Source organism: Arthrobacter tecti (assembly GCF_054511355.1).
In genome coordinates this window covers 45,987-70,977 of record NZ_JBTNCT010000012.1, presented here as the reverse complement: position 1 = coordinate 70,977, position 24,991 = coordinate 45,987, and the positions used below count along the sequence as shown (strand labels likewise).

General features: G+C 63.9%; 25 protein-coding genes. 18 read left to right on the top strand and 7 right to left on the bottom strand.

All coding sequences use genetic code 11. The features are described 5' to 3' along the window. Window positions 1-5: 5 nt before the first annotated feature. From gcvT to ACX80C_RS13505, 3 genes are read left to right on the top strand one after another with little or no spacing between them, the layout of a single operon-like run. Window positions 6-1,118: a glycine cleavage system aminomethyltransferase GcvT gene (gene gcvT / locus ACX80C_RS13515; protein WP_459326973.1), complete on the top strand. Its 1,113-nt coding sequence runs from the start codon at window positions 6-8 to the stop codon at window positions 1,116-1,118. Beyond that, the gene (locus tag ACX80C_RS13510; protein WP_459326972.1) at window positions 1,115-2,488 is read left to right on the top strand and encodes an L-serine ammonia-lyase; all 1,374 of its coding nucleotides are present in this window, start codon (window positions 1,115-1,117) and stop codon (window positions 2,486-2,488) included. Before gcvT ends, ACX80C_RS13510 begins: the two co-directional genes overlap by 4 nt. Then, the gene (locus ACX80C_RS13505; RefSeq protein WP_459326971.1) at window positions 2,489-3,259 is read left to right on the top strand and encodes a methylenetetrahydrofolate reductase; all 771 of its coding nucleotides are present in this window, start codon (window positions 2,489-2,491) and stop codon (window positions 3,257-3,259) included. On the opposite strand, the gene ACX80C_RS13500 is transcribed toward ACX80C_RS13505, so the two are convergent. Further along, window positions 3,256-3,714 (bottom strand): anthrone oxygenase family protein, encoded by a 459-nt coding sequence (locus ACX80C_RS13500; protein WP_459326970.1) that lies wholly within the window; start codon window positions 3,712-3,714, stop codon window positions 3,256-3,258. The two genes, ACX80C_RS13505 and ACX80C_RS13500, sit on opposite strands and share 4 nt — an antisense overlap. Window positions 3,715-3,820: 106 nt before the next feature. Here ACX80C_RS13500 and ACX80C_RS13495 point away from each other — a divergent pair, with 106 nt between their 5' ends. Continuing rightward, the gene (locus ACX80C_RS13495; protein WP_459326969.1) at window positions 3,821-4,807 is read left to right on the top strand and encodes an AraC family transcriptional regulator; all 987 of its coding nucleotides are present in this window, start codon (window positions 3,821-3,823) and stop codon (window positions 4,805-4,807) included. An 88-nt stretch (window positions 4,808-4,895) separates the two neighbouring features. Then, a complete protein-coding gene (locus ACX80C_RS13490; RefSeq protein ID WP_459326968.1) occupies window positions 4,896-5,741 on the top strand; it encodes an NAD(P)H-binding protein in 846 nt (281 codons plus the stop codon). Here the strand turns inward: ACX80C_RS13490 and ACX80C_RS13485 are convergent. Next, window positions 5,738-6,517 (bottom strand): SDR family oxidoreductase, encoded by a 780-nt coding sequence (locus tag ACX80C_RS13485; protein ID WP_459326967.1) that lies wholly within the window; start codon window positions 6,515-6,517, stop codon window positions 5,738-5,740. The genes ACX80C_RS13490 and ACX80C_RS13485 overlap by 4 nt on opposite strands. Here ACX80C_RS13485 and ACX80C_RS13480 point away from each other — a divergent pair. Further along, entirely contained in the window at window positions 6,498-6,725 is a 228-nt protein-coding gene (locus tag ACX80C_RS13480; RefSeq protein ID WP_459326966.1) for a hypothetical protein, read from the top strand. The genes ACX80C_RS13485 and ACX80C_RS13480 overlap by 20 nt on opposite strands. A gap of 116 nt (window positions 6,726-6,841) precedes the next feature. Here the strand turns inward: ACX80C_RS13480 and ACX80C_RS13475 are convergent, their stop codons facing one another. The 3 genes from ACX80C_RS13475 to ACX80C_RS13465 all read right to left on the bottom strand — a co-directional run bounded on the left by ACX80C_RS13475 (window position 6,842) and on the right by ACX80C_RS13465 (window position 9,122). Then, on the bottom strand, window positions 6,842-7,384 hold the full coding sequence (locus ACX80C_RS13475) for a hypothetical protein (RefSeq protein WP_459326965.1): 543 nt from the start codon (window positions 7,382-7,384) through the stop codon (window positions 6,842-6,844). A gap of 44 nt (window positions 7,385-7,428) precedes the next feature. Continuing rightward, the gene (locus ACX80C_RS13470) at window positions 7,429-7,767 is read right to left on the bottom strand and encodes an ATP-binding protein (protein ID WP_459327015.1); all 339 of its coding nucleotides are present in this window, start codon (window positions 7,765-7,767) and stop codon (window positions 7,429-7,431) included. A gap of 185 nt (window positions 7,768-7,952) precedes the next feature. Then, window positions 7,953-9,122, bottom strand: a complete 1,170-nt coding sequence (locus tag ACX80C_RS13465) for an RtcB family protein (RefSeq protein WP_459326964.1) — start codon at window positions 9,120-9,122, stop codon at window positions 7,953-7,955. Between the two features lie 426 nt (window positions 9,123-9,548). Between ACX80C_RS13465 and ACX80C_RS13460 the strand changes: the two genes are divergently transcribed. Next, entirely contained in the window at window positions 9,549-9,776 is a 228-nt protein-coding gene (locus tag ACX80C_RS13460) for a hypothetical protein (RefSeq protein ID WP_459326963.1), read from the top strand. Window positions 9,777-9,783: 7 nt separating this feature from the next. On the opposite strand, the gene ACX80C_RS13455 is transcribed toward ACX80C_RS13460, so the two are convergent. Beyond that, the gene (locus tag ACX80C_RS13455; protein WP_459326962.1) at window positions 9,784-11,646 is read right to left on the bottom strand and encodes a glycerophosphoryl diester phosphodiesterase membrane domain-containing protein; all 1,863 of its coding nucleotides are present in this window, start codon (window positions 11,644-11,646) and stop codon (window positions 9,784-9,786) included. Window positions 11,647-11,913: 267 nt separating this feature from the next. On the opposite strand from ACX80C_RS13455, the gene ACX80C_RS13450 reads away from it, so the two are divergent. Genes ACX80C_RS13450 through ACX80C_RS13440 form a run of 3 tightly spaced genes read left to right on the top strand, consistent with a single transcriptional unit; the run spans window position 11,914 to window position 14,960 of the window. Beyond that, window positions 11,914-13,176, top strand: a complete 1,263-nt coding sequence (locus ACX80C_RS13450; protein ID WP_459326961.1) for an ABC transporter substrate-binding protein — start codon at window positions 11,914-11,916, stop codon at window positions 13,174-13,176. A 6-nt stretch (window positions 13,177-13,182) separates the two neighbouring features. Further along, window positions 13,183-14,133, top strand: coding sequence for a carbohydrate ABC transporter permease (locus tag ACX80C_RS13445; RefSeq protein ID WP_459326960.1), 951 nt, complete (start codon window positions 13,183-13,185; stop codon window positions 14,131-14,133). Next, window positions 14,130-14,960 carry a carbohydrate ABC transporter permease gene (locus ACX80C_RS13440; RefSeq protein ID WP_459326959.1) on the top strand — a complete coding sequence of 277 codons (831 nt, stop codon included), beginning with the start codon at window positions 14,130-14,132 and terminating at the stop codon, window positions 14,958-14,960. Before ACX80C_RS13445 ends, ACX80C_RS13440 begins: the two co-directional genes overlap by 4 nt. A 102-nt stretch (window positions 14,961-15,062) precedes the next feature. Here ACX80C_RS13440 and ACX80C_RS13435 read toward each other — a convergent pair whose 3' ends face one another. Continuing rightward, entirely contained in the window at window positions 15,063-15,815 is a 753-nt protein-coding gene (locus ACX80C_RS13435; protein WP_459326958.1) for a FadR/GntR family transcriptional regulator, read from the bottom strand. 77 nt (window positions 15,816-15,892) lie between these two features. Between ACX80C_RS13435 and ACX80C_RS13430 the strand changes: the two genes are divergently transcribed. Genes ACX80C_RS13430 through ACX80C_RS13395 form a run of 8 tightly spaced genes read left to right on the top strand, consistent with a single transcriptional unit; the run spans window position 15,893 to window position 24,987 of the window. Then, window positions 15,893-17,044, top strand: a complete 1,152-nt coding sequence (locus ACX80C_RS13430; protein WP_459326957.1) for a mandelate racemase/muconate lactonizing enzyme family protein — start codon at window positions 15,893-15,895, stop codon at window positions 17,042-17,044. A gap of 10 nt (window positions 17,045-17,054) precedes the next feature. Continuing rightward, the gene (locus tag ACX80C_RS13425; protein WP_459326956.1) at window positions 17,055-18,026 is read left to right on the top strand and encodes an MBL fold metallo-hydrolase; all 972 of its coding nucleotides are present in this window, start codon (window positions 17,055-17,057) and stop codon (window positions 18,024-18,026) included. Further along, window positions 18,023-19,078, top strand: coding sequence for a Gfo/Idh/MocA family protein (locus ACX80C_RS13420; RefSeq protein WP_459326955.1), 1,056 nt, complete (start codon window positions 18,023-18,025; stop codon window positions 19,076-19,078). Before ACX80C_RS13425 ends, ACX80C_RS13420 begins: the two co-directional genes overlap by 4 nt. Window positions 19,079-19,114: 36 nt before the next feature. Beyond that, window positions 19,115-20,317 carry a CaiB/BaiF CoA transferase family protein gene (locus tag ACX80C_RS13415; RefSeq protein ID WP_459326954.1) on the top strand — a complete coding sequence of 401 codons (1,203 nt, stop codon included), beginning with the start codon at window positions 19,115-19,117 and terminating at the stop codon, window positions 20,315-20,317. Next, window positions 20,317-21,450 carry a hypothetical protein gene (locus ACX80C_RS13410; protein ID WP_459326953.1) on the top strand — a complete coding sequence of 378 codons (1,134 nt, stop codon included), beginning with the start codon at window positions 20,317-20,319 and terminating at the stop codon, window positions 21,448-21,450. Before ACX80C_RS13415 ends, ACX80C_RS13410 begins: the two co-directional genes overlap by 1 nt. Then, window positions 21,443-22,222, top strand: coding sequence for an enoyl-CoA hydratase/isomerase family protein (locus tag ACX80C_RS13405; protein ID WP_459326952.1), 780 nt, complete (start codon window positions 21,443-21,445; stop codon window positions 22,220-22,222). The genes ACX80C_RS13410 and ACX80C_RS13405 overlap by 8 nt, the downstream gene beginning before the upstream one ends. A gap of 27 nt (window positions 22,223-22,249) precedes the next feature. Beyond that, a complete protein-coding gene (locus tag ACX80C_RS13400) occupies window positions 22,250-23,422 on the top strand; it encodes a fumarylacetoacetate hydrolase family protein (protein WP_459326951.1) in 1,173 nt (390 codons plus the stop codon). Between the two features lie 47 nt (window positions 23,423-23,469). After that, complete coding sequence (locus ACX80C_RS13395; RefSeq protein ID WP_459326950.1) at window positions 23,470-24,987, top strand: aldehyde dehydrogenase (NADP(+)); 1,518 nt, start codon at window positions 23,470-23,472, stop codon at window positions 24,985-24,987. Window positions 24,988-24,991: the final 4 nt, after the last annotated feature.

The following is a 24,991-nucleotide window of genomic DNA, read 5'->3' as shown; positions in this document are numbered from 1 at the left end:
TCGCCATGACAAAGCAGACCGCTCTTTACGCCCAGCACCAGGAGCTCGGTGCAGCCTTCACGGACTTCGGTGGCTGGCAGATGCCGCTGAAGTACCGCAGCGAACTCGAGGAACACCACACCGTTCGCCGCACGGCAGGCCTCTTCGACCTCTCGCACATGGGCGAGGTTCTCGTTACCGGTCCGCAGGCGGCCGAGTTCCTCAACTACGCGCTGGTGGGCAACCTGGCTGCCATCGCCGTCGGCAAGGCCAAGTACTCGCTGATCTGCAATGAGGACGGCGGCGTGATTGACGACCTCATCACCTACCGCCTCGCAGATGACCGGTTCCTGGTGGTTCCCAACGCGTCGAACGCCGACACCGTCGCTGCCGAGCTCCAGCAGCGCGCCGCCAACTTCGATGTGACTGTGCAGGACCAGTCCGAGGAAACCTCCCTCATCGCCGTCCAGGGCCCCAACGCTGAAGCGATCCTGCTTGGCATCGCAGCGGCCGGGGACCAGGAGGCCATCACCTCCCTGAAGTACTACGCGGCAGTCCACGTCGAGCTGGCCGGCCAGCGGGTACTGTTGGCCCGCACCGGCTACACCGGCGAGGACGGCTTCGAACTCTTCATCGAAAACGGCCAGGCGGCACAGCTGTGGAAGGCCGTGGCTGAGGCTGGAACTGATCACGGGCTCGCCCCCTGTGGCCTTGCCTCGCGCGACTCGCTCCGGCTCGAAGCGGGAATGCCCCTGTACGGGCACGAGCTGGGACTGGACACCAATCCTTTCGAAGCCGGCCTCGGCGGTGTCGTCAGCCTGAAGAAGACGGACAACTTTGTTGGACGGTCCGTACTCGAGCCGCTGAAGGGACAGACGCTGGCACGGAAACTGGTTGGCCTGCGCGCGTCCGGCCGCCGCTCGGCACGCGCCGGGTACGACGTCGTCCTGGATGGACGCACTGTCGGCACCGTGACTTCCGGCCTGCCCAGCCCGACCCTCGGCCACCCGATCGCGCTGGCCTACGTCGAGACCGAACTCACCGAGCCCGGCACGGAGTTGCAGGTTGACCTGCGCGGACGCCCCGAAGGGTTCACCGTTGTCGAGTTGCCCTTTTACAAGCGCCCTGGCAAAGCATGACAATCAGCGCCTTTGACCTCTTCAAGATCGGGATAGGTCCGTCAAGTTCGCATACCGGCGGCCCGATGACGGCTGCCTACCTGTTCACAGAAATCCTCAAGGCCAAGGCGCTGCTCGGTGAGACCCGCCGGGTGCGGTCAGAATTGTTCGGCTCCCTCGGTGTTACCGGGCACGGGCACGGCACGGTTAAGGCTGTCATCCTCGGGCTTGAGGGTGAGCAGCCGCACCTCACCGATCCCGAACGGGCAGAACCCCGCGTCGAAGAGATCTCGGAGTCGAAGGTGCTTCGGCTTGCGGGTACGCAGGACGTCGCCTTCGATCCCAACGAGGACCTGATTCTGCACCGCAAGCAGCGGCTCGACTACCACACGAATGGCATGCGCTTTGAGGCATATGCCGAGGATGGCATGCTTCTGTTCGCCCGTGAATATTACTCGGTCGGCGGTGGATTCGTGCTGGACGAGGACCAGATCGGTGCCGATCTTGCGGACAACGCGCCGCTGGCGGTGCCCTACCCCTTCGAATCCGGTGAGCAGCTGCTCGGGATTGCGGCTGCCACCGGCAAGTCCTTCTCCGAGATCGTGATGGCCAATGAGCTGGTGTCCCGATCGGAGGCAGACGTCCGGAAGAGCCTCCTGAAGATCTGGGAGGTCATGCAGGACACCATCCGAAGGGGCTCCACCAACAGTGGTGTGCTGCCCGGTGGACTGAACGTCCGTCGTCGTGCCGCCCGCCAGTTGGAACTTCTCCGCAAGGAAGCCGACCCCAACGACCACCTCAGCACCATGGAGTGGGTCACGCTGTTCGCGCTCGCAGTGAACGAGGAGAACGCGGCTGGTGGCCGGGTGGTTACCGCGCCCACCAACGGAGCGGCCGGCATCATTCCGTCTGTCCTTAAGTACTACACAGACTTTGTGCCGGGAGCCGACGACGACGGCGTCATCCGCTTCCTGCTCGCCGCCACCGCAGTCGGCGCCCTCTTCAAGAAGAACGCCTCTATTTCCGGCGCCGAGGTCGGATGCCAGGGGGAAGTCGGATCGGCGTGCGCCATGGCGGCCGCCGGCCTCGCGGAGGTGCTCGGCGGAACACCGGAGCAGGTGGAGAATGCCGCCGAGATCGGCATCGAGCACAACCTCGGATTGACATGCGACCCGGTCGGTGGGCTGGTGCAGATTCCATGCATCGAACGGAATGCAGTCGGGGCGATGAAGGCGATCACCGCGGCGCGGATGGCCGTGCGAGGCGACGGCCAGCACTTCGTCTCACTCGACGCCGCCATCAAGACCATGCGCGAGACCGGCGCCGACATGATGGACAAGTACAAGGAAACCGCACGCGGCGGGCTCGCCCTGAACGTCGTGGAATGCTGATTGAAGACTTCCACAGGGCTGCCCGCCCGCATTGAGATCATCCCGAGCAGCAACATCGTTGCCCGTCTTCGTCTGTGCGTTCCGGATGGCTCGACCATTACAGTCACCTGCCTGCCGCACCACGGTCCTGCTGCGACAGTTCGGCAGTCAGTCGAACTGGCTGAACAGGGATACCGTGCGGTGCCGCATCTCGCCGCCCGGTCCATCGCTTCCCGCCAGCAGTTGCGGGAGTTCACGCAGCGGCTGAACGAGGCCGGAGTGAAGGACATCTTCGTGATCGCCGGTGACGCGCGCACGCCCGAGGGTCCCTATGCCTGGAGCCTGCCTCTCATGGAGGAGATTGCCGGACTGGGCTCGTTCAAACTCGGCGTAGCGGCTTATCCCGAAGGCCACCCCACGGTTCAAGGGCCTGAGTTGACGCAACTGTTGCTCAAGAAGCAGGAACTGGCTGGCTGGGCTGTGACGCAGATGTGTTTCTCAGGGCCAGTCCTTGGCGATTACCTGAACCGCTTGAGGTCCGACGGCGTCACCCTACCCGTGTGGGCGGGCGTACCCGGGCGTGTGCGCAGGACGCGCCTGATCTCCCTCGCGGGGAAGATCGGCGTGGGGCCGTCGCTGAAGTTCGCACAGCGCAGCGGATCGTTGCTGCGCAACGTGCTGGCGCCGTCGTCGTACAACCCTGCGCGACTGGTCCGTTCGATTGAAGAGGCAGGCGGCTTTGCCGGGCTGCACGTGTACAGCTTCAACGACGTGGAGCGGCTCGGGGTCTAGGCTGTTGCGTTCAGGCTCACCACAAGGGCCAGAAACGCCGCAGCACACAGCACGCTGCGGACGGTGTTCCAGCGGACCCACCTGGCTTCGAATCCGCGGCGAACGGATTGATCATTGTGCCCTCGTTCAAGCCGCAGGTTCAGAGGAATGTTGACCGCGAACGTGATTCCGAGACCCACCGAGTAGAGCACGAGGCCAAGCCCGATCGGGAGGGCCGCAACCTGCGGGCCGGAAAGATCGAGCAGCAGAGCCAGCGCCGGAAACAGGAATGCGCCGAAGAAAATCAGCGCAAACAGCGGGTTCTGAATGGCCCTGTTGATGGCGACCATCGACCCGACAAACGCGGCATCATCGACGTGGCGCAGCCCAGGCATCACGGCGACCGAGAAGGCGAAGAAAAGGCCCGTCATGAGCCCTGTGCAGATCGTTGCAAGGCTCAGCGTCAGCTGCAGCATGGTGGTGTCTCCTCAATAGTGGTTCCCTCTCCATCCAACCGGGCAACGTCGATTGGTTCCATGCTCCAGCGGTGCTGCTCCATGCGCGATCGTCTAAGGTGAGGGCGTGATCACGCTGATGGACGACACCCTGGCGAGCCTGATGGATGGCCCCAGGGCGCACGGGGCGTTCCTCCTTGAATCGGTGCTCCATCCACCCTGGGGGCTACGGATCGAAGACGAGGCGCCGCTGTCCCTGGTGACCATGGTTTCAGGCGAGGCGTGGATCCTGCGGGATTCGGAAGAGCCCGTCCTCCTCCGGGAGCAGGACGTTGCGGTCCTTCGAGGGCCACACCCGTACACGATCGCCGACACACCGCACACGCCGCCGCACGCAGTTGTCCGCCCGGGACAGGTGTGTACGAACGTGTCCGGGGAGTCGATGGCAGGTGATATCTCGCCGGGTACGCGGCGTTGGGGCAAGAAGCCCGACGGCGGTTCCGCCGTCATGCTCAGCGGAACCTACCAGCAGCGCACCGAGATCGGGATGCGGCTGCTTGCGGCGCTGCCGCCCGTCCTTGTTCACACCCCCGCCGACGACGACGTCGCGCTGGTACGGCTCCTGTCCGCGGAAATGGGCCTCGACCGCCCAGGGCAGGAGTTGGTGCTCGACCGCATACTTGATCTCCTGTTGGTGAAGATCGTACGCTCCTGGCTGTCGTCACCGCGATCCGGAGCGCCCCAGTGGTGCCTGGCCCAGAGCGATCCCGTGGTCGGTGCGGCACTGCGCGTGATGCACAAGAACCCCGAGCTTGGCTGGACGGTGGCACGCCTGGCGGAACGAACCGGGGTCTCCCGGGCAACCTTCGCCCGCAAATTCACCACCCTGTTGGGCGAATCTCCCATGAACTACCTCACCAGCCGGAGGCTCTCGCTCGGCGCGGATCTACTGATGGAACCGGACTCCACCCTCAGCGCCGTTGCGCGCCGCGTGGGTTACAGCAGCCCCTTCGCGTTCAGTGCGGCCTTCAAGCGCGAGCGTGGGATGAGTCCGCTGGAACACCGCCGTCGGACACTCGGCGTCACGGCGGGCTCACTCACTGCCGCCGAATAGCCCCTGCCGACGGAACATGCGACGGACGCGCATGAACCTGAGCCGCTGAACCATGGAAGGTCTGGCGGGCGTGAACTGGAATGAATCCATGGAAACTTCACGCACAGACAATTCACCGATCCTCGTTATCGGCTCGACCGGCAAGACCGGCCGCCGCGTGGCAGAGCGGCTGACGGCCAAGGGGTTCAACGTCCGCAGCGGATCCCGGAACGCTGAAATCCCGTTCGACTGGGACCACCAGGAGACGTGGGCGCATGCGCTAGCCGGAACACGTGCTGCCTACATCACCTACTACCCGGACCTTGCCTTCCCTGGGGCGTCCGATCTCATTGCCGAATTCTGCCAGGTTGCGGTGGAGCATGGCGTTCAGCGCCTCGTCCTGCTCTCCGGCCGCGGTGAACCGGCCGCCAGGGCAAGCGAGAAGTCCGTGGAGGACTCCGGCGCAGAGTGGACCATCCTCCGGTGCAACTGGTTCAATCAGAACTTCGACGAGTCCTTCTTCCTGGAACCGGTGCTCTCCGGAGAGATCGCCATACCGGCCGGCGATGCAGTTGAACCCTTCGTCGACGCGAACGACATTGCCGACGTGGCTGTGGCCGCCCTGACTGAGCAGGGGCACCACGGCGAAGTGTACGAGCTGAGCGGCCCCCGGCTGCTGAGTTTCGCGCACGTCGCGGCAGAGTTGAGTGCAGCGACCGGGCGGACCATCCGGTACGCGCCGGTCTCGCCGCAGGAGTATCGGGCCATCCTCGCTGAAGCGGGACTTCCCGGTGACTTCCTCGAGCTGTTCACTATGATCCTCGACGGGCGTAACGCCAGCGTCACGGACGGTGTTCGGCGTGCGCTCGGCCGCGAGCCGAGGGATCTCAGTGACTTTGCCCGTGAGGCTGCTGCCACCGGCGTTTGGGCCACTTCCAGGCTGGCTGGCCGCTAGGCTCGTTCGCGCTCTTCGAGCCATTCGGCATAGGTGGTTCCGCACGCCGCCCCGTCCTGGACCAAATTCGCGCCGTTGCGCCAGTAGCGGCCGAGCGCACCGGGGGCAGGAAGCGGAATTTTCGGCCCCCGTACGCCCGTGAACTGTCGATAGATCCGCGCCATCACGGCCATGTCGAGTTGTTCGGGTCCCCCGACCGTGACGTTCTTCGGCCCGGAGTTCAGTGCCGCGTCCACCAGGGCTTTTGCGGCGTCGGCGGTCGCAATGGTCTGGAAGCGGGCGCCCCGAAGCACGGGTGTGATGCCGACCTTCCTGCCGCCGTCGAAAATCCCGGTGACAAGGTTGTGGAACTGGGTTGTCCGAACAACCACAGATTCTCCATCGGAATCCCGGTACGCCTGCTCTTGAGCCGCCTTCGCCTGGTAGTAAGCGAACCGCACCTGATCCACGTTGACGATTGAGAGAACGACGACGCGCGGAACCTGAGCCGAGCGTGCCGCTTCGGCAATGTGCCGGGCAGCGACCGGCAGCTGTTTCCGGGTCGTGCCGAACTTGCCGTCCATGGCGTCGATTACAACATCGACACCGTGCATTGCCTCAGCCAATCCCGCACCGGTGGAGGCATCCCCGGCAAGGTACTCGGCGCCGTCGTGCCGGGCCTTGGATTTGTCCGGGCGGCGGCTCAGCCCGCGGGTGCCGAGCCCGCGGTGCAGGCACTCCTTCACCACTTCGCGGCCGGCAAGCCCGGTGGCACCGATGACAAGTACGCGAGACATGGGCTCAGCCTACGCCTGCCCTGAGCGGGCGAGACAGCTCGACGACGGCGTCCTTGTACGCCGCGGGGATCTCGTCGATGAAGGCATCCGTGTCGCGGTACTCGATGCCGCCCATCGCATTCCGCAGATGCTGTTATGGATTGTGCTGGCGGCGTATGTAGTCGGGCATCCCTGGCACAGTGAAGGCAACTTTCCCATGGTCGGGTGAGTAGATCAGGCCCTTGGCAAGGAGTTGCGCGCGTGCGGCGGCGAGGCTGCTTGGTTTCGTGTTGAGGCGACGAGCGATCTCGGTGGTTGATGACTCTTTGGCGTCATCTTCCGCCATCACCCGCAGGTAGAGTCGTTCGCTCTTGGTTGCACGATCCCACCGGGACGGGAAGAACCCCGTGTCCAAGTGTGCCATTCCCGCATCGACAGCCAGTTCGCGTCTGTGGCGGTGAAGAGTGGTTCGGGCGCCAAGTCCCAAATGGAGCGTCCATACTCCTGGAGGAAGTAGGGGTACCCGTCCGCCGCGTTCACTAATAGGTCGAGGGCATCGGAGGTGTAGCCGGCGCGGAAGGCCTGGGCGGGTCGACTGAGGGCGGCTCGTGCCGCATCAGGGGAGAGAGGACCGATCCGACGGTAATCGAAGAGGCGTTCCGCGTAGCTTCGGGACGCGCTGAGGATGGACGGAAGGTTGGGTAGTCCTGCGCCGATGACGTAGAACGGCCAATCCCTCTGCCCGGCCGCGTGCTGTGCGGCAATCAATGCCGATAGAAGGTCATCGTCGAGGTCCTGCATCTCATCGATGAACATCGCGAATCCGGCATTCTCTTCCCGCATGGCAAGCGAGATGTCCTCTACGAGCTCTTCGATGTCAATGGACATTTGACCTGTATCAGCACGTCCGGGCTGGGCTTCGACACCGAGTGTTACGCCTGCGACCCCGACGCTGACGCTAAAAGATGCGATCGTTTCGAGGGCATCTTTCCAACGCTGACCCATCGATGGTTGTTCAAGCGACGTGCGGCGGTTACGAGCTCCCGCGCCAGTCGGGATCTGAGTGACTCCTGCCCAGCCGCCGATGTCTTGCCTTCGAGGTAGACGGTAACCCAACCGGCTCCCTCCGCTGAAGCGCGAAAATGATTCAGGAGAACCGTCTTTCCCACGCCACGAAGACCGGAAAGGACCATTCCGCGATTGTGGAGACCGTGCTTTGCGCGCTGCAAGAGAACCGCGAAAGTCTCGGTCTCGGCACCGCGTCCCTCCATCGCCGGTGGACGCAGGCCTGATCCAGGGGCATATGGGTTCGATGTCCGGTCCATATCGAGAACTATACGTTTGTATTGTAAAAACTAAATACGACCACATATTTCCTGATCGTCTCGAGTGGGGCGCGACGACGGCGGGCTGCGGCTGGGTGCCGCAGGCCGCCGTCGTCGTGCTGTTGTGTTCCTTAGTCGCCCTTCACGTTCACGATCTGGCGGAGGGTGTGCCGGATCCGGACCAGGTCGTGGGCGTCCTCCATGACCACGTCGATGTCCTTGTACGCCGCGGGGATCTCATCGATGAAGGCATCCGTGTCGCGGTACTCGATGCCGTGCATCGCGTCTCGCAGCTGGTCACGAGTGAAGGCCTTCCGGGCTGCCGTCCGGCTGTACTCGCGCCCGGCACCGTGCGGTGCCGAGTTGAGCGCGGGCGGGAACCCCAGGCCCTCGACAACGTACGACGCCGTGCCCATCGACCCGGGAATCAGGCCCGGACGCCCCGGTGAGGCATCGATCGCACCCTTTCGGCTGAGCCACACCTTCCTGCCATAGTGCGTCTCCTGGGCGGTGTAGTTGTGGTGGCAGTTGATCCTTTCCTGCTCCTGCACCTGGGTGCCGGTCCAGTGGGACAGGTCCTTGATCACCCGGTCCATCATCTCCTCACGGTTCAGCAGCGCGAAGTTCTGGGCCCACCGCAGCTCGCGGATGTAGTGCCAGAACTCGTCATCGCCCTCAACCAGGTACGCAAGATCGTTGTCGGGCAGGTCGATGTACCGCTTGCGGCACTGTTCCAGCGCAACCTTGATGTGCCGCTGCGCGATCTTGTTACCCACCCCACGTGACCCACTGTGGAGGAACAGCCAAACGCCGTCGTCCTCGTCCAGGCTCACCTCGATGAAGTGGTTGCCCGAACCCAGGGTGCCGAGCTGATGCGCCCACTGGCCGGTGTAGGACGCGGGATCGAACCCGGCCTGCTCCGCCTCACGGGTCAGCCGCTCGACTCTCGGCTCAGCCGAAGCCACGATCTTCCGGTTGCTGTGTCCCGCGGACAGGGGAATGGACCGCTCGATCGACTGGCGCAGCGTCTTCCGGTCAAGACCATCAAGGTCGCGCGCCGAGAACTGTGTGCGTACCGCGGTCATGCCGCACCCGATGTCCACACCCACCGCGGCGGGAATGATCGCGCCGAGAGTCGGAATGACTGAGCCAACGGCGGCACCCTTTCCGAGGTGCGCGTCGGGCATGCTCGCCAGGTGCGGGAAGATGAACGGCATCGATGCCGTCTTGAGGTTCTGTTCGCGTGTCTTCTCGTCAAGGATGCTGGCGAAGTTGATGTAGGTGGAGCTGACCTTTTCCATGATTGATCCAATGGTTGTGCTGGGTGTGCGAAATGCTGAGTTTTGCCTGATGGAGGCGAAGAGAGGCCGATGCCGGCCGGGTAAAACGGGGCTCTTTAGTGCGGCGCTTAGCGCTGTCGCAAGTCCGAGCGTTTGCCGTAGTTCGGGCTGCAGCAGTTGTGCCGCTTAAGGAGTTGCCCGGTAAATGGTTGCGGGCACACGAAAGCGGCGGACGGCTTGAAATACCGTTCGCTTTCGTTACCGAGGCTGGAACCCAGCCTGCCCGCTATTTCCATCCGGCCAGCGTAGCACAGTGGTTGAAGACTCCCAATGGGTGAGCATCTGGGTGCGCTTCCCAAGGCGACAGTCTTTCCCCAAGGTGCACGCGGGACGATGAGGCGTCTCCCAGCGGCGGCTGGGAACGCCGCTACGTCCGCTGGAGGAACCATGAACGTGGAAATCGTCGGTGCGCTGGTCCTGTTGCTCACCCTGGTGGTCTTGTGTGTTCGCTTCGTTACACCATCACGACGACGACGCTCGCCCGCGCCGTCATCGATATCCCTCGAAGACCAACGCTTGCTCCCGTTCTTCAGCCTCACGCGGGGTCAGTGGCTTGCGCTCACGGACCATCAACGGGCAACCCTGCGGGAACAGGCCTATCGCGGCATGTTCTGATCAGGGCTCACAGCGGGGTGAACTCATCCACCGCGTCCCGCAGCCACGGCGATGCCCCGCGCTCTTCGGAGATCTGTTCCCGCTCACGCAATGCCACATCGGGATGATCGGTGACAATCCCGTCTACCCCGAGACGAAGAAAGTTGCGAATGGACCCGGTGTCATTGACCGTCCACACAAGGAGCGGCTGATCGTGTGCCCGCGTGTACTCAATGAATTCTTCCCTGAAGAATGACTGCTCCACCAGAAGGAAATCGCTCGGCACGTGGGTCACATTGCCGATGCTTGCCGCGACGGTCCGGCCAACGGTGAGGTCCGGCCGCTTGGTCTTCAGCTCCCGCACCGCGTCAACGCTGAGTGAGTGATAGATGTGCTTGGAGGTTGAGCCCATGGCGTCGAGCTCAGCAAGGAAGTTGTCCACGTAGCCGGGGGATTCGTGCCCGTGAAGCTTGAGTTCGATCATCAGGGTGACACCCAGCTCTTCGGCCCGCGCGACGTACGACCTCATGGAAGACATCGTGTCGCTGAAGCCGCCCACGCTGACGGTTGTATTGGTTGCTTCTTCGAGTGTCAGTTCGTAGGTGTTGACGTTCCGGCCGGACACCAGCCACAGGTTGGTGTCGTGGCTGAGGATGAAGCCGCCGTCGCGCGTTTCCTGAACGTCGATCTCCACGAAGTCCGGTTGTACGGCGGCTGCCGCCTCAAGAGCGCTTATCGTGTTCTCAACCCCGCCGCCAACGAACCCGCGGTGAGCGATCACAGCAGTGCCGCCCTCATCAAGGGCCGCTTCCGGGGCGGTGGGGCCGGCCGAAGGGAATGCTGACGCCGACGTGAGCACAAGAACGCTCACCAACCCCGCTCCGACTATTGCTGAACCGGTAGCGCGTTTGGGCCGGTCGCGCGGTGTAGGTGCTGCGGGAAGGCCTGCGTGCGCTGTTTCCTGTCGGTGGGCGGCGGTGAGCGCGTGCACGATCACCACTACGGCCATGCAGAGAATGACGGCGGACCCGACAGCAACCGCTCCATAGCCGACAGAAGCCAGGATCGGTGAAATCGCCGGGAAGGCCTGATCCGCCCAGCTCGTCCCGAGGAGAAAAGCCCCAGCAAGAACCGAAGTAGCGATCAGCCCTACGGCCGCTACCCCCAGCACCAACAGTGCCACGCGAACAGACTGTCCCCGGGTGGCCGCGACACTGGCGGCGACGGCGCGGAACGCGGTCTTGCCCTCGATTACCATCAGCGGGAAAGTGAAAATGAGCCGGAGGTTCAGGTAAACCGCCACCGCGATTGCTGCGCCGTAGAGCACCGCACTGACCGGAGTCTTCATCATCTCGCCGCTGATGAACAGCGGAACTGCGATGTCGCGCGTGATGCTCGAGAACCACCCAAAACCCCCGAGCGGCATGATGAGGAACACGTAGATGAGCAGCAGCGGCGACTGGTAGTGCAGCACGCTCCTCAGAGCCCGCCCCACATCAGCTAGCACTGGCCGCAGCTGCAAGGGTTTCCCGCATTGTTGCCTGTTTGCGATCACAATGACGGTGATCAGTTGAAGGCTTACTGCCGTCAGGGCGATCATCGCCAGAAGGACAAGCAGTACGACGGCGGTAGGTTGGCTTAGAACCTCAGTCAGGTTCCGGTCGGTGATGCTTGCAACGCCGGCACTGCTCAGCACCAGCTGGAACAGGACGGCGATAGCGGGCGCGACCGCCAGCGCGGTGACCGCCTGTACTGCGAGGGCGGCAATGAATTGGGGGATGAGGCCCGCCCTGGTGTGACGGAGCGCAACCAACAGGCTTGACCGCACGCGAATGCGGGTTTGACCCCCTCGTGCCGCACCAATAGGTGCCTTATGTAATGCCAAATCCACGCCCCCATGGTTACTTACCGGCGTCGCCGATGCTTCCAAATACTCTAGGCCCCGCTGGTCGAGGGACCCACCATGTGTGGGGTCCGGCGTCGTCCAGTCGCTGCCTTTATCTCATCCGTCCATCCTCCCATCCCTTACTGATAAAACCGTTGACACGCTTACATGATACGTAGTATGTTTGCTGAACCCGATGATGCGAAGGATTTCGTGGGATCGCACGGGCCGAAACGTTCCAATATAGAAACTAGTTCTACGAGAGGCATCGCAATGAAGCGGTATATGGCACCAGCCGCACTAGGAATCGCAACCGTTATCGCACTCTCCGGCTGCGGCGGGGCCAGCCCTACCGGCGGCGCGGACGGGGGCGCGGTGAGCGACAAGCTCGTCATCTGGAATTGGGGCGCTGCAGACGCCGCTGCCGAGGCCTACACCGAAAACGTGAAGGCGGCCTTCGCCGAAACGCACCCGGACGTTGAGGTCGAGATTGTCGCGCAGCCGTTCGACCAGTACTACACACTCCTTGGCAGCGCCATCGAGGCCGGAACGGGCCCCGACCTCGCACTGTTCAACGGCGGCACCCAGCTGAAATCCCGCACAGACCTCCTGACCCCTGTCACGGGCGAGTTGCAGGACCTGCGCGACAGGCTCGCCGGCTGGCCGGCGTTCGAGGCCGACGGCGAAACCTACTCCGCGCCGACCTTCCTCCAGGGCTTCCCCATCTACTTCAACAAGGCCCTCTTCGAGCAGGCCGGACTGGACCCGGAAAACCCGCCCGCCACCTGGGAAGATCTGAGCGCAGCCTGCGACGCCATTGCCGGGAACACCGAAGCCTCCTGCTTCGCGATGGGCAACAAGGAAGGCCTCGGCATTGAATTCTTCCTCTCGGGCTTCGGCTCGGGCATCTTCACCCCCGAGGAATACGACGCCTGGATCAACGGCGAGCGTGACTGGGAGAGCGAGCATGCCAAGCAGGTTCTGCAGTTGTGGCAGGAAACGGCGGAGCAGGGCTGGTACCAGGACGGCGCCAACTCCACCGCAATGTTCAATGATTCCTTCGACATCTTCTCCGGCGGTGACGCCGCCATGGTGATCGGACTTTCCTCCGACACCGCGCACTGGGCGCAGTTCGACGAGTTCCTCGGTGAGGACCTCGGATTCATGATGCCGGTCACGGTGAACGAAGGCGCCACACCCGCCTTGCCTGTCGAGGGCGGTACCGGCTACAGCGTGCTGAACCCTGACAAGCTCGACGTCGGCTCCGACTGGATCAAGGCAACCGTGGACAACGAGGCGCTGGCCGAGTATTCCGTTGCCGGCGGCCAAATTGCCTCAGACACGACCATTGAACTCGAGACCGACATCGAAGCGGCCAAGAGCATTGTCGAGGCACTGCCCGAAGGAAAGCCGCTTCTTCACACTGTTCTGAGCGGAGAGACGCTGGACCTCCTCCACCGCCTGGGCCAGCAACTGCTCAACGGCGAAGTTACCCCCGACGACGCCGCGAGCCAGTTGGCTGCATCGGAAGGCTGATCCACAGTGAGCACGAAGCACGCAATCGCAGAGAGCCGGGTCCGCACGGGCCCGGTCTCCGGGAAACAGCCACCCGTCCAGACGCGGCGCAGGAAGCGCTGGACCTCAGAACGCGTCACACCGTTCCTCCTGATCATTCCCACCCTGCTGGTGCTGGTTGTCTTCCGCATCTACCCCCTGCTGATGGGCGTCAACTTCTCCTTCACAGGTGACGGGCCCCTGAACGGTGTGTTCATCGGACTGGACAACTACATCGAGTTGCTGAACATGGAACGATTCCAGGCCTCGGCACGGAACGTCCTGGTTGTGCTGCTGTTCGTGCCGATCGAAGTCTTCGTCGCGGGGATCCTGGCGACCTTCATCTTCCTGAAGATCCCCGGCCACCGCTTCTACCGCAGCGTCTACTTCCTACCCGTTGTCCTCTCACCAATCATCATCGGCGCGCTGTTCAACATAGTTCTCGGCGCCAACGGCCCGCTGAACGGTATCGGTGAGGCGCTGGGACTGCCTGTTGTCGACTGGTTGGGCCGGCCGGAGACGGCACTGCCGAGCGTCCTTGCCGTACACATCTGGGCCACGTTCGGCATGGCTCTGGTGATCTTCCTGGCCGGTTATTCGACCTTGGACGGCCAGTTGCTCGACGCCGCAAAGATTGACGGCGCCAACCTTCCCCAGACCATTTGGCACGTGATCATTCCAGGCCTGTCCCAGACCATCCAGTTTGTCTTCGTGACCACCACGATCGGCATGCTTACCGGTCTGTTCGGCCTGCTGTACACGATGACGGCGGGCGGTCCGGGTGCATCAAGCTACCTGCCCGAGTTCCTCATCTGGAAGCTCACAGGTGAAGCCCGCCCCGCCCTCGCGTCCGCGGCGTCCGTGTTCCTGCTGCTCCTGGTACTCATCATCGGGCTGATCCAGATCCGCGTGCTCCGTCGCGCAACGAAGGAGTCATGATGCGTGCCGAACGCCTTTCACGGTGGGCCATCGCCGTCCCGATGGGGTTGCTAGCCATCGCAACGATCTTCCCGATGCTCTACGCGGTCAACCTCGCGCTCAAGGACCGCAGGGGTTACATCCTGGACCGGCTCGGCATCACGTCGACCTTTCAGATCCAGAACTTTTTCGACGCGTGGACCCAGGCCAACATGGGCCGGTACTTCATGAACTCGATCGTTGTCACCGTCGTCTCGGTGGCGGCGATCCTGATCCTGGCCTCGATGGCCGGGTACGCGCTGAGCCACCTGACGTTTCGTGGCAGCCGCCTTTCATTCCTGATCATCCTTGCGACCATGATGATCCCGTTCCAGGTGATCATGGTGCCGTTCGTGAAGATGGTCAGCGATATGGGGATCATCAACTCCTATCCAGGCCTGATCGTCGCGTACGTCTCCCAGTTCCTGCCCTTCACCGTGTACTTCATGACGGCTTTCTACTCCGGCATCCCGAAGGAGATCACTGAGGCTGCGCGTGTGGACGGCAATACGCTCTGGGGTGTGTGGGGCCGGATCATGCTTCCGCTGGGCAAGCCGGCGCTGCTGTCCATGGGCATCCTGAACGCTCTGTTCTGCTGGAACGACATACTCATCGCCCTGCTGGTAATGCAGTCCCCGGACCAGCGCACCGTGATGGTGGGCGTCAGCGCCCTCCGCGGCCAGTACCCGGACAACGTACCGACCTACCTGGCCGGCGTGCTTCTCGTGGTGCTGCCCCTGGTCATCGTGTACCTCATCTTCCAGCGCCAGATCACCGCCGGTGTCACCGCCGGTGCGACCAAGGGCTGACACTTCACACAACGGAAAGGCTGATCGGTGTCCACCGAACGCATCGAAATCCACGCCAGTCCCGACGCCGAAAGATTGCAGGCTATCGCCGGAGGCCGAGCCTCACTCGCGGATACGGCGGCGTTCCCACGCTTTCACAATGTGTTCGCGCATCCGGGTGCCCGCCAGGGCGGAGTCCCCGGCGGCGATGGCTTCGACGATTCCTGCGTGCTCGGCGATGGTGAGGTCGAAAGCCTTCTCATTGGGTGCGCCGTAGAATCGGGCGTTGTCGCGGGCGCGCCGGGTAAGGGTGCGGGCGATTCCCTGCACCAGCCTGTCGCCGGAAATCTCCATCACGCTGGTGTGAAAATCAACGTCGCCCTGCGCAAAATCCTCTCGCGAACCTGCTGCGGCACACATAGTGGCGTGGGCTTCGCGGAGGGCGTCGACGTCGTCTTTGGTTGCCTTCGCCGCCGCGCTCTCGGCGAGGTATTCCTCAAGCCGGCTGCGGACAACCGCGATCTCGTCGAGCACCCCAAGCGTGGCGTCGTTCTCGATCATCACGGAGATGACCACACGGTCGAGGATGTTCCATTCGGCCGGGTCGGTGATCTCCGTGCCGCGCCCCTGTGCAACACGCACCATGCCCTTTTCTTCCAGACGCTTCATGGATTCGCGAATCACGGTCCGGCTGACCGCGAAGTGTGCGCAGAGTTCGGTCTCGGTGGGCAGCAGGTCGCCGGGGTTCACGGTTCCGGTGACAATCGCGGAGACGAGATCGCGCACGACGGCGGTGCCAAGCCGCGCTGTTGGCGTCCGCGGAGTGCCAAGGCTGGACGCGTTGCCGGTGGCCGCGGGAAGGGGCGCAGTTGTCATGAACCGATTGTACTGGGAACTGACGACAAGAGCATACATATGATGTATGCTCTTTCTACCAAGACATCGAGGACGATATGAAAATCACCGGTTACCGCACCTTGACCACCCAGCACCGCTGGACCCGTGCCATTGGGGATATCAATGGCCATCTGGACAATGCGGTGACCTCTGTGCCCGTGGTCATCATCGAAACGGACGCCGGTGTTGAGGGTGTGGGCATTGGTTCCCACGCGGATCTTGACCGACTGTTTCCCGCGCTGCTCGGTGAGGATCCCCGCGCGGTTTCTGCGCTGTTCGACCGCATGCTCGCCCAGGTTTTCAAGTCCAGTCACGCGGGTGCCACGTACGGCGGGATAGCGACGCTGGACTCAGCGCTCTGGGACATCAAGGCCAAGGAAGCGGGCCAGCCGCTGTGGCGGTTGCTCGGCGGACGGGATCGATTTGTTCCCGCCTACGCCTCCGGCCTGGATATCGCCCTCAGTGACGAAGAGCTCGCCACTTTCTACCGCTCATTCGCCGACCGTGGCTACGTGGCAGGCAAGCTCAAGGGCGGACTGGACCATGAGACGGACATCCGCCGACTCGGAGTCATTGCCGAGGCGCTGTCAAAGAACACGCCAAAGCCCGGTCTGATGCTCGACGCGAATGAGTCCTGGCAGGTCAAGCAAGCCGTCCGGTACGTCTCGCGCGTTGAGGAAGCCGTGGATCTGCTGTGGATCGAGGAGCCGTTGCGCCGCTGGGACGCCGTCGGCCACGCCAGGCTCAGCGAAGCGGTTCGTGCCGCCGTCGCCACCGGTGAGAACCTCACCGGCGTTGAGCAGTTCCGTCCACTGTTCGACGCCGGCGCCCCCGACATTGTGCAGGCCGGCGCCTGCTGGGGCGTCACACACGCGCTTCGCCTCGCCACCGTCGCTGCCAGCCGCGACCTGCCGTTCAGCCCCGTCGGCTACAACGCGAACCCTGCCGTGGCGGCCGTTATGACTGCGATCCCCAACCACATCACCACCGAGGTGCAGGCGCTCGACTTCGCTGTCGGTCTCACTGTCGACCACGAGTACGCCGACGGGGGCATCGTCCTCGGCGACCGGCCCGGCGCCGGAATCGAGGTCGACGAATCGCTGATCACCGTATCGTCCGCATCCGACGGCTGGGGCAATCCCGCCGGACCACACATGCGCCCGCGCCGGGCAGGAATACGGCTCCTGCTCGACGGCGTGGAGCGCTGAGGAGCTAACTATGGAATCTGTCGAACTCAGGCCGGGCCTTCACCGCATCCAGGCACCGCTTGGCGAGCGCTTCGTCGCCCTGTATTTGCTGATCGGCGAGGACGCCGCACTGCTGGTTGATACGGGGATTCGCGAGTCGATCACCGAGACCTTCCTGCCGTATCTGGAACTTGCCGGCATTGACAGGAAACTCGTGAAGTGGGCCGTCAACACCCACTGCGACTTTGACCACACCGGCGGCAACGGCGCCCTCAAGGCTGCGCTCCCGCACGTCGAAATCCTTGCGCACCGTCTCGACAGGGCCCTCACCGAGGATGTGCAGCGGCTGATTGACGTGCGATACGGAGAGTTCCGGGAAACAGATGGGTTCGACGACCCACCGGAAACCACCGCATACCTCCGCAGTGTCACGGATCTGGTGCCGGTTGACCGCGAACTGACGGGCGGTGAGACCTTCGACCTCGGCGGACGATCCGTCGAGATCCTGCACGCGCCCGGCCACAGTCCGGGGCACATCGCCGTACACGATCCTGCCAACCGGGCGGTGCTGATAGGCGACGCGACCCTCGGCGAAACCGTGCCCTTTGCCGATGGCAGCGCCGCCTTCCCACCGACCTATCGCGACACCGAGCCTTACCTGGCGTCCATCGAACTTTTCCGCAGCCTCGATCCCGAGCTCGTGCTGACGGCGCACTACCCCGTGTACGAGGGGTCGGATGCCGTCGCGTTCTTTGACCGATCTGCTGACTACGTCGCGGAGATCGACTCGATTATGCTCGACTTGCTCAAAGCCCGAAGCGAGCCCGGTACTACGCTTGAACTGGTCCGTGAAGCCGGTTCCGAGTTGGGTCCATGGGGTTCTGGCGCCCTCGACTATGCGGTCTTCCCCGTCACCGGAAACCTCGAGCGGCTGCGGGACCGCGGCCTCGTGAAAGAAGAACGCCGTGAAGACGGTCTGCGCACCTGGCGGTGGTCAGCGTGAGCGCGAAGGTGAGGATCGGCGCGATCGGCGCAGGCTGGTGGGCCACCAGCAACCACTTCCCCATTTATGCCGAGCGGGACGACGTCGAACTCGTCGGTGTCTGTGGCTTCGGCCCTCAACTCGAAAAGGTCCGCGAGCAGTTCGGTTTCAAGATGGCGACCGAGGACTACCGCGAGCTGCTCGCGGAGGAGCTCGACGCCGTCGTTATCACCACACCACATGACCTTCACTATGAGCACGCGGCCGCCGCGATCGAGCGCGGGCTGCACGTGCAGGTGGAGAAGCCGGTGACGCTGGATGCGGCGTCGGCGTGGGACCTGGTCGCGAGGGCCGAGCGTGCCGGCGTGCATTTCCTGGTGCCCTATGGGTGGAACTACGCACCGTTCCTCGTCGAGGCGAAACGGCTCCTCGACGATCACGGTGTCGGCGAGATCCAGCACGTGGTGTGTCAGATGGCATCGCCCACTCGCGGACTTTTCGCGGGCGATCCGGATGACATCCGCCAGCTCTGGGACTCCCAAACCAGTGGCCCGGACAAGAGCACGTGGCAGTCGCCGGACCGCGGCGGCGGGTACGCCCACGGGCAGGTGACTCACTCCAGCGCCCTGCTGTTCTGGCTCACCGGTCTGCGTGCGGCGACCATCGCGGGGCGCGTGAGCCGGGCCGGGGCAGCCGTCGACCTCTTCAACGCGGCGACAGTGACTTTCGATAACGGCGCCCTCGGCGTGCTGTCCGGTGCCGCGACAGTGCCCGACGGTGATTCCTACCAGATCGACATCCGAATCTTCGGGAGCGAGGGCATGCTGCTGCTCGACACCGAGCGCGAGCGCGTCTGCCTGCACCGGTACGACGGTGGCCGCTGGGACCTCACCATTCCGTCGGGTGAGGGCGCGTACCAGTGCGTGACGCCGCCGCACAGGTTCATCGAACTTGTGGCAGGCACGTCCACCCAGAACAACTCTGACGCACGCGTCGCGGCCAGGTCGGTCGAGCTGATCGACGCCCTGCTGAAGTCCGCAGCCCAGGACGGCGTCTCCGTCCCCGTCCACTAGACATCTTTTTTTGAAGAACAGACAGGAACCTTCCTCATGAGCCCCACCTCCGTCCTTGAGGGTTACCGTGTCATCGACTGCTCCATCGCGATGGCCGGACCGTTCGCCGCTCAGCGGCTCGGTGATCTCGGCGCCGACGTTATTAAGGTCGAGCCGACCACCGGCGAATGGCAGCGTCATGCTTCGGCGGGCGGCGCCGTCGGGAACCAGATCAACGTGTCGTTTCTGTCGCTGAACCGGAACAAGCGGTCCGTCGCGCTGAACCTGAAGCAGGAGTCGGGAAGGGAAGCGCTGTATGACCTGGTCCGCACCGCCGACGTGTTCCTGCAGAATTACCGTCCCGGGGTCGCGGCGCGCCTCGGCGTGGACTACGAGGCGCTGAAGGCCATTAACCCGTCGATCGTGTACGTGTCGATCTCGGGCTACGGCGAGGACGGACCCTACCGGGACCGTCCGGGGCAGGACCTGCTGGTGCAGGCTATGTCCGGTGCGATGCTTTCAGCGGGGCGCGACGGCGACGAGCCCAGTCCGGCGGGACAGTACCTTGCGGACGCTGTGACGGCGTCGACGGCGTTCGAGGGCGTGTTGGCGGCACTGCTGCACCGTGAGCGGACCGGGGAGGGCCAGCTTGTCACGGTGAACATGCTGGACGCGATCGCTACCCTGCAGATGCAGGAACTCAGCGTCTTCACGGTTGGGAACCGGCCGCAGCAGCGCAGCAGGGAAGCCCTCGCGCACGTCTACATCCGGGCCCCGTACGGCATTTTCAAGACCAAGGACAGCTTCGTGGCACTCGCCTTCGCCGAGCCGGAGTTGCTCGGGGACCTGCTGGATGAGCCCGCGTTCGCCGGTTGGAAGGGCGAGGAACACGGCTGGAGCCACCGAGATGAGATGCATGAGCGTATCGCCGCGAAGCTGGCCACCAATACAAGCGAGCACTGGCTGGAACTCCTCGGCTCGGCCGGAGTATGGATCGGTCCCGTGTACTCCTACCAGGACCTCGTCGATGACCCGCAGGTAGCTCACAACGGGACCTTCGTGGAGTATGACCACCCCACCGAAGGTCGGATCAAGACGCCCGGCTTCCCCTACAAGTTCTCCGCCACGCCTCCGCGCATTGACCGCGGCGCGCCGCTCACCGGCGAGCACACCCGCGAACTGCTCGACGAGATCGGCTACGACTCGCGAAAAGTCGGTGCCCTGTTGGACGCCGGCGCCGCAAGTGACCGGATGCGCTGATGGGCCGATTCCGCGGTCTCACCTGGGACCATCCGCGCGGACGGGAGGCGCTCGAACGGTCGGCCGCAGCGTTCCCGGGCTTAATCAGCTGGGACACCCACTCCCTTGAGGGGTTCGAATCCGCGCCGATCGATGAGCTGGCCCAGCGCTACGACGTCATCGTGCTGGACCATCCACATCTTGGCGATGCGATTGCGACGTCGAGCCTGCGTCCCGTCTCGGAAGTGTTCAACGCCGCCTACCTCACCGCGCTCGCTGACGCGAGCGTTGGGCCGAGCCTGGCCAGCTACCGCATGGACGACGCCGTGTGGGCGCTCCCGCTCGACGCCGCCACGCAGGTTTCGGTGCGGGATCCCGAGCGGGTCGCATACTCGCCGGATACCTGGGCAGAAGTTTTGCAGTTGTCCCGTGAACTCCCCGTGGCTCTCAGTCTCGCCGGACCGCACGCGTTCCTTTCCGTCGCGTCCATATGTGTGGCGCTGGGGGAGGAGCCTCGCGACCAGCCCGGCGCCGGATTCCTGCCGCCGTGCGCTGAGCAGGCGATCTGGGCCCTCGCCGAGGTCTGCCGACGCTCCCCCGCAGGAACTGACACCCTGAACCCGATCGGGCTGCTCGAACGCATGCGCGTCGAACGGGACATCGCCTTCATTCCGCTCATCTACGGGTACGTGAACTACAGCACCGGCCCGTCACCGCTGCGCTTCGGGGATGCGCCGGCCTGGGTGGCCGGCGGCCGACGCGGTTCGACGATCGGCGGCACCGGGCTGGCGATCTCCCGTCGCGCCCAGATTGACGACGAGCTGCTGACCTACCTCCGATGGCACCTCGACCCGAGCACACAGGCCACCTTCATCCCCGCCAATGCCGGGCAGCCGAGCGCACGCTCCGCCTGGACCAACGAGGCCGTCAACGCTGAAGCCCACGGCTTCTACCGCAACACCCTGACAACCATCGACGACGCCTGGGTGCGTCCGCGCGTCCCCGGGTTCACCGCGTTCCAGGGGGAGGCATCCGGTGCGCTCCGCGAGGCGATCCTCGGGCGCGCGGAGGCTGCCGCCGTCGTCGTCGAAATCAATGCGCGCTTTGACGCGCTCGCTGAGAACTACGCCTTTCAAGGGAGGAATCATGGCTGACACCGCCGAAGGAATCCGCTGCGAGCTGCGGGGGAGGGTTGCGGTGGTCACGATCGACCGGCCGGCGAAGCTCAACTCCGTGACCCAGGAAATGTCCGATGAGCTGGTCGGTGTGGTTTACCGGTTGAACGACGACTCCGGCGTCCGCGCCGTTGTGCTGACCGGCGCCGGTGAGCGGTCCTTCTGCGCGGGAAGCGACATCCGCACGCTCGACAAGTACGAAACTCCGTGGGATTTCCGGAACCGCGCTGATTACTGCGACGCGATCCGCGAGTGCCGCAAGCCGGTGATTGCGGCGGTGAACGGGTACGCGTTCGGCGGCGGACTCGAGACGGCGCTGACATGCGACATCAGGTTGGCGGCCACGACGGCGAGCTTCGCTGCCCCCGAAATCAAGCTCGGCTGGATCGGGGGCGGAGGGATGTCAGCGTTCCTCGCGGCGTCCATTGGGCCTTCCAACGCGGCCATCATGCTCATGACCGGCGACCCTATCGACGCAGAAACGGCGCTGCGCTGGGGACTGGTGAGCGAGCTTATCGAGCCGGACCGACTGGTGGACCGTGCCGTCGAACTCGGTGAAACAATTGCCGCCCGCCCGCCCATCGCGGCTGAAACGGCCAAAGCCAACCTACGTGCCGCGTACAACATGCCGCAGGACGCCGCGATCCGTTACGAGCGCGACCTGCAGACCGTCACCTTCGCCACTGCCGACGCCGATGAGGGCCGCGCGGCGTTCGCAGAGAAGCGTTCCGGCGAGTTTCACCGGCGCTAAGTTCCCCTTAGATCGAAAGGCTTCATTGTGACAATTTCAGCTTCCGACCTGCTGCCCGACGACGGAACTTCCGGCACCCTTGCAGGTCGTGTTTTCAACCCGGCCGTCGGCGGTCCGAGCGTCACCGCGATCCGGGCTGACGGCGTCGTCGACGTGTCCGCTGCATTCCCGACCATGCGGGCGCTGACCGAGCACACCGATCCGGCCGGTGCGCTCGCTGCAGCTACCGGCCCGATAATCGGGAGCCTGGACGAGGTGGTTGCGAACACACCGGACCCCGTGCGGGATACGGCCAAGCCGTGGCTGCTATCGCCGATCGACCTGCACGTCGTGAAGGCTGCAGGCGTGACGTTTCCGGTGTCAATGATCGAGCGCATCATCGAGGAGCGGGTCCGCGGTGAGGCGCATGGCGGCGCTGCGGTACGGGAGGAGATTCTCGGGCTGCTGGGCGGTTCGCTGGACTCGTTGGTTCCCGGGTCTGCCGAAGCCGCGGACCTGAAGGAACTGCTGATGGCGCGAGGCTGGTGGAGTCAGTATCTGGAGGTCGGGATCGGGCCGGACGCGGAGATATTCACGAAGGCGCCGGTGCTGTCCACTGTTGGTTCGGGGTCCGACGTCGGCGTGTTGGCGAAGTCGGAATGGAACAACCCGGAGCCCGAGGTGGTGCTGGTGGTTTCATCCTCCGGTAGGACCGTCGGCGCGACGCTCGGGAACGACGTGAACCTGCGCGACATTGAGGGCCGCTCGGCGCTGCTGCTCGGTAAGGCCAAAGACAACAACGCATCGGCGTCGGTGGGTCCGTTCATCCGCTTCTTTGATGATGCATACCGGCTCGATGACGTTCGGCAGGCTGTCGTCACGCTGACCGTTGACGGTACGGACGAGTTCAAGCTGGAGGGCATTTCGCTGATGGAGAAGATCAGCCGCGACCCGTCCGATCTGGTGGATCAGGCGATCGGCGCGCACCACTCGTATCCGGATGGTTTTGTGCTGTATCTCGGGACGCTGTTCACGCCGATTGAGGACCGCGGCGAGGCAGGACGGGGCTTCACCCACCGCGTCGACGACGTCGTGACCATCCGTGAGCCGCACCTCGGTTCGCTGATCAATCGGGTTCGGGTCAGCGAGAAGGTGGCGCCGTGGACGTTCGGTATCGACGCGCTGTACCGGAACCTCGCCGCGCGGGGATTGCTGTCGTAAACCTGCGCACGAAAATCAAGCAGATCCACCGATTTTATGGAGGAATAGTGACCATTACCATCGCCGGTACCAACCCACTGACGGGTGAGAAACTCTCCGCAGTGACTGCCGAAAGTAGTCACCGGGATGTGGACCGAATTGTCGACCTGGCCCATGCAGCGGCCGGTTGGCTGAGGGATCAACCCCGGTCAGCGAGAGCCACATTGCTTTCGACTCTCGCCGACGCCCTCGAGGCGCATCGGGAAGAGTTGGTGTGTGCTGCCGATGAGGAAACCGGGCTCGGCAGGGGACGCCTGGGTGGAGAACTGACCAGAACCGTCTTCCAACTGAGGTTCTTCGGGGAAGTCATCACGGAAGGCAGCTACCTGGAGGCAACTATTGATCACGCGGCCGACACGGCCATGGGGCCCCGCCCGGATCTGAGACGGATGCTCACACCGACCGGCGTGGTGGCTGTCTTCGGCGCCAGCAACTTCCCGTTCGCCTTCTCGGTTCCCGGAGGTGACACCGCATCGGCACTTGCGGCAGGGTGTCCCGTAGTGGTGAAGGCGCACAGCTCTCATCCGGCGACTTCCCTTCTGGCTTGGACGGTCATGAGTGAGGCAGCACAGCGGTTTGGTGCGCCCGAGGGGCTGATCGGAATCGTCTTCGGCCAAAAGGCCGGCATTACGTTGGTTTCACACCCTTATGTGACAGCCGTAGGGTTTACCGGCTCTCTCAGCGGCGGAGAGGCGCTTAACCACGCTATCGCCCAACGGCCCAATCCCATTCCGTTCTATGGGGAACTGAGTAGCATCAACCCCGTCATCGTTTCGGAAGCTGCGGCGGCGGAACGCGCGCAGGACATCGGCGCGGGAATCGCCGGTTCCATTGCTGGTTCGGCCGGCCAGCTTTGCACGAAACCCGGCGTTGTATTCGTCCCCCGTGGACAGCACGGCGATGCGGTCGTTCAGAAACTGGCCGCCGACCTTCGAACCAAGGAAATTCCACCGCTGCTGAACCGCAGAATCTTTGAGTCGTATACCGAAACTACCGGTCGGCTGGCCTCCGTCGAAGGAATCCGTGAAGTGGTCGAGGCGGCCAGGCCGGAGCAGGGAGGATTCCATGTGCCTATAACCGTCTTCGAGGTCCAGGCCGAGGACTTCAGCGACGGCACCGCACAGGAGGTATTCGGCCCTTCTATGCTCGTTGTCAGGTACGCCGCGTATGACGAAATGCCCGAAGCCCTGGCCGCACTTGAGAACTCGCTCACTGCCACCATCCACCTTGGCCAGAATGAACCTGACGTAGCGCAGGCACTCACTCACATGCTCCTGCCCATGGCGGGAAGGATCCTCTATAACGGGTATCCAACCGGGTTGGCCGTTTCCTGGGCGCAAACCCACGGCGGCCCCTGGCCGTCGACCAACTCGCTGCACACCTCCGTGGGAGCCACAGCCATCCGCCGTTTCCTCCGGCCGGTCACCTGGCAGAACGCGCCGGAAGAGGTTCTACCGGAAGAGCTTCGTGATGCGGGCGGGACCTTGCCCAGAAGAATCGACGGCATTCTCACGCTGCCCGCCTGACCTC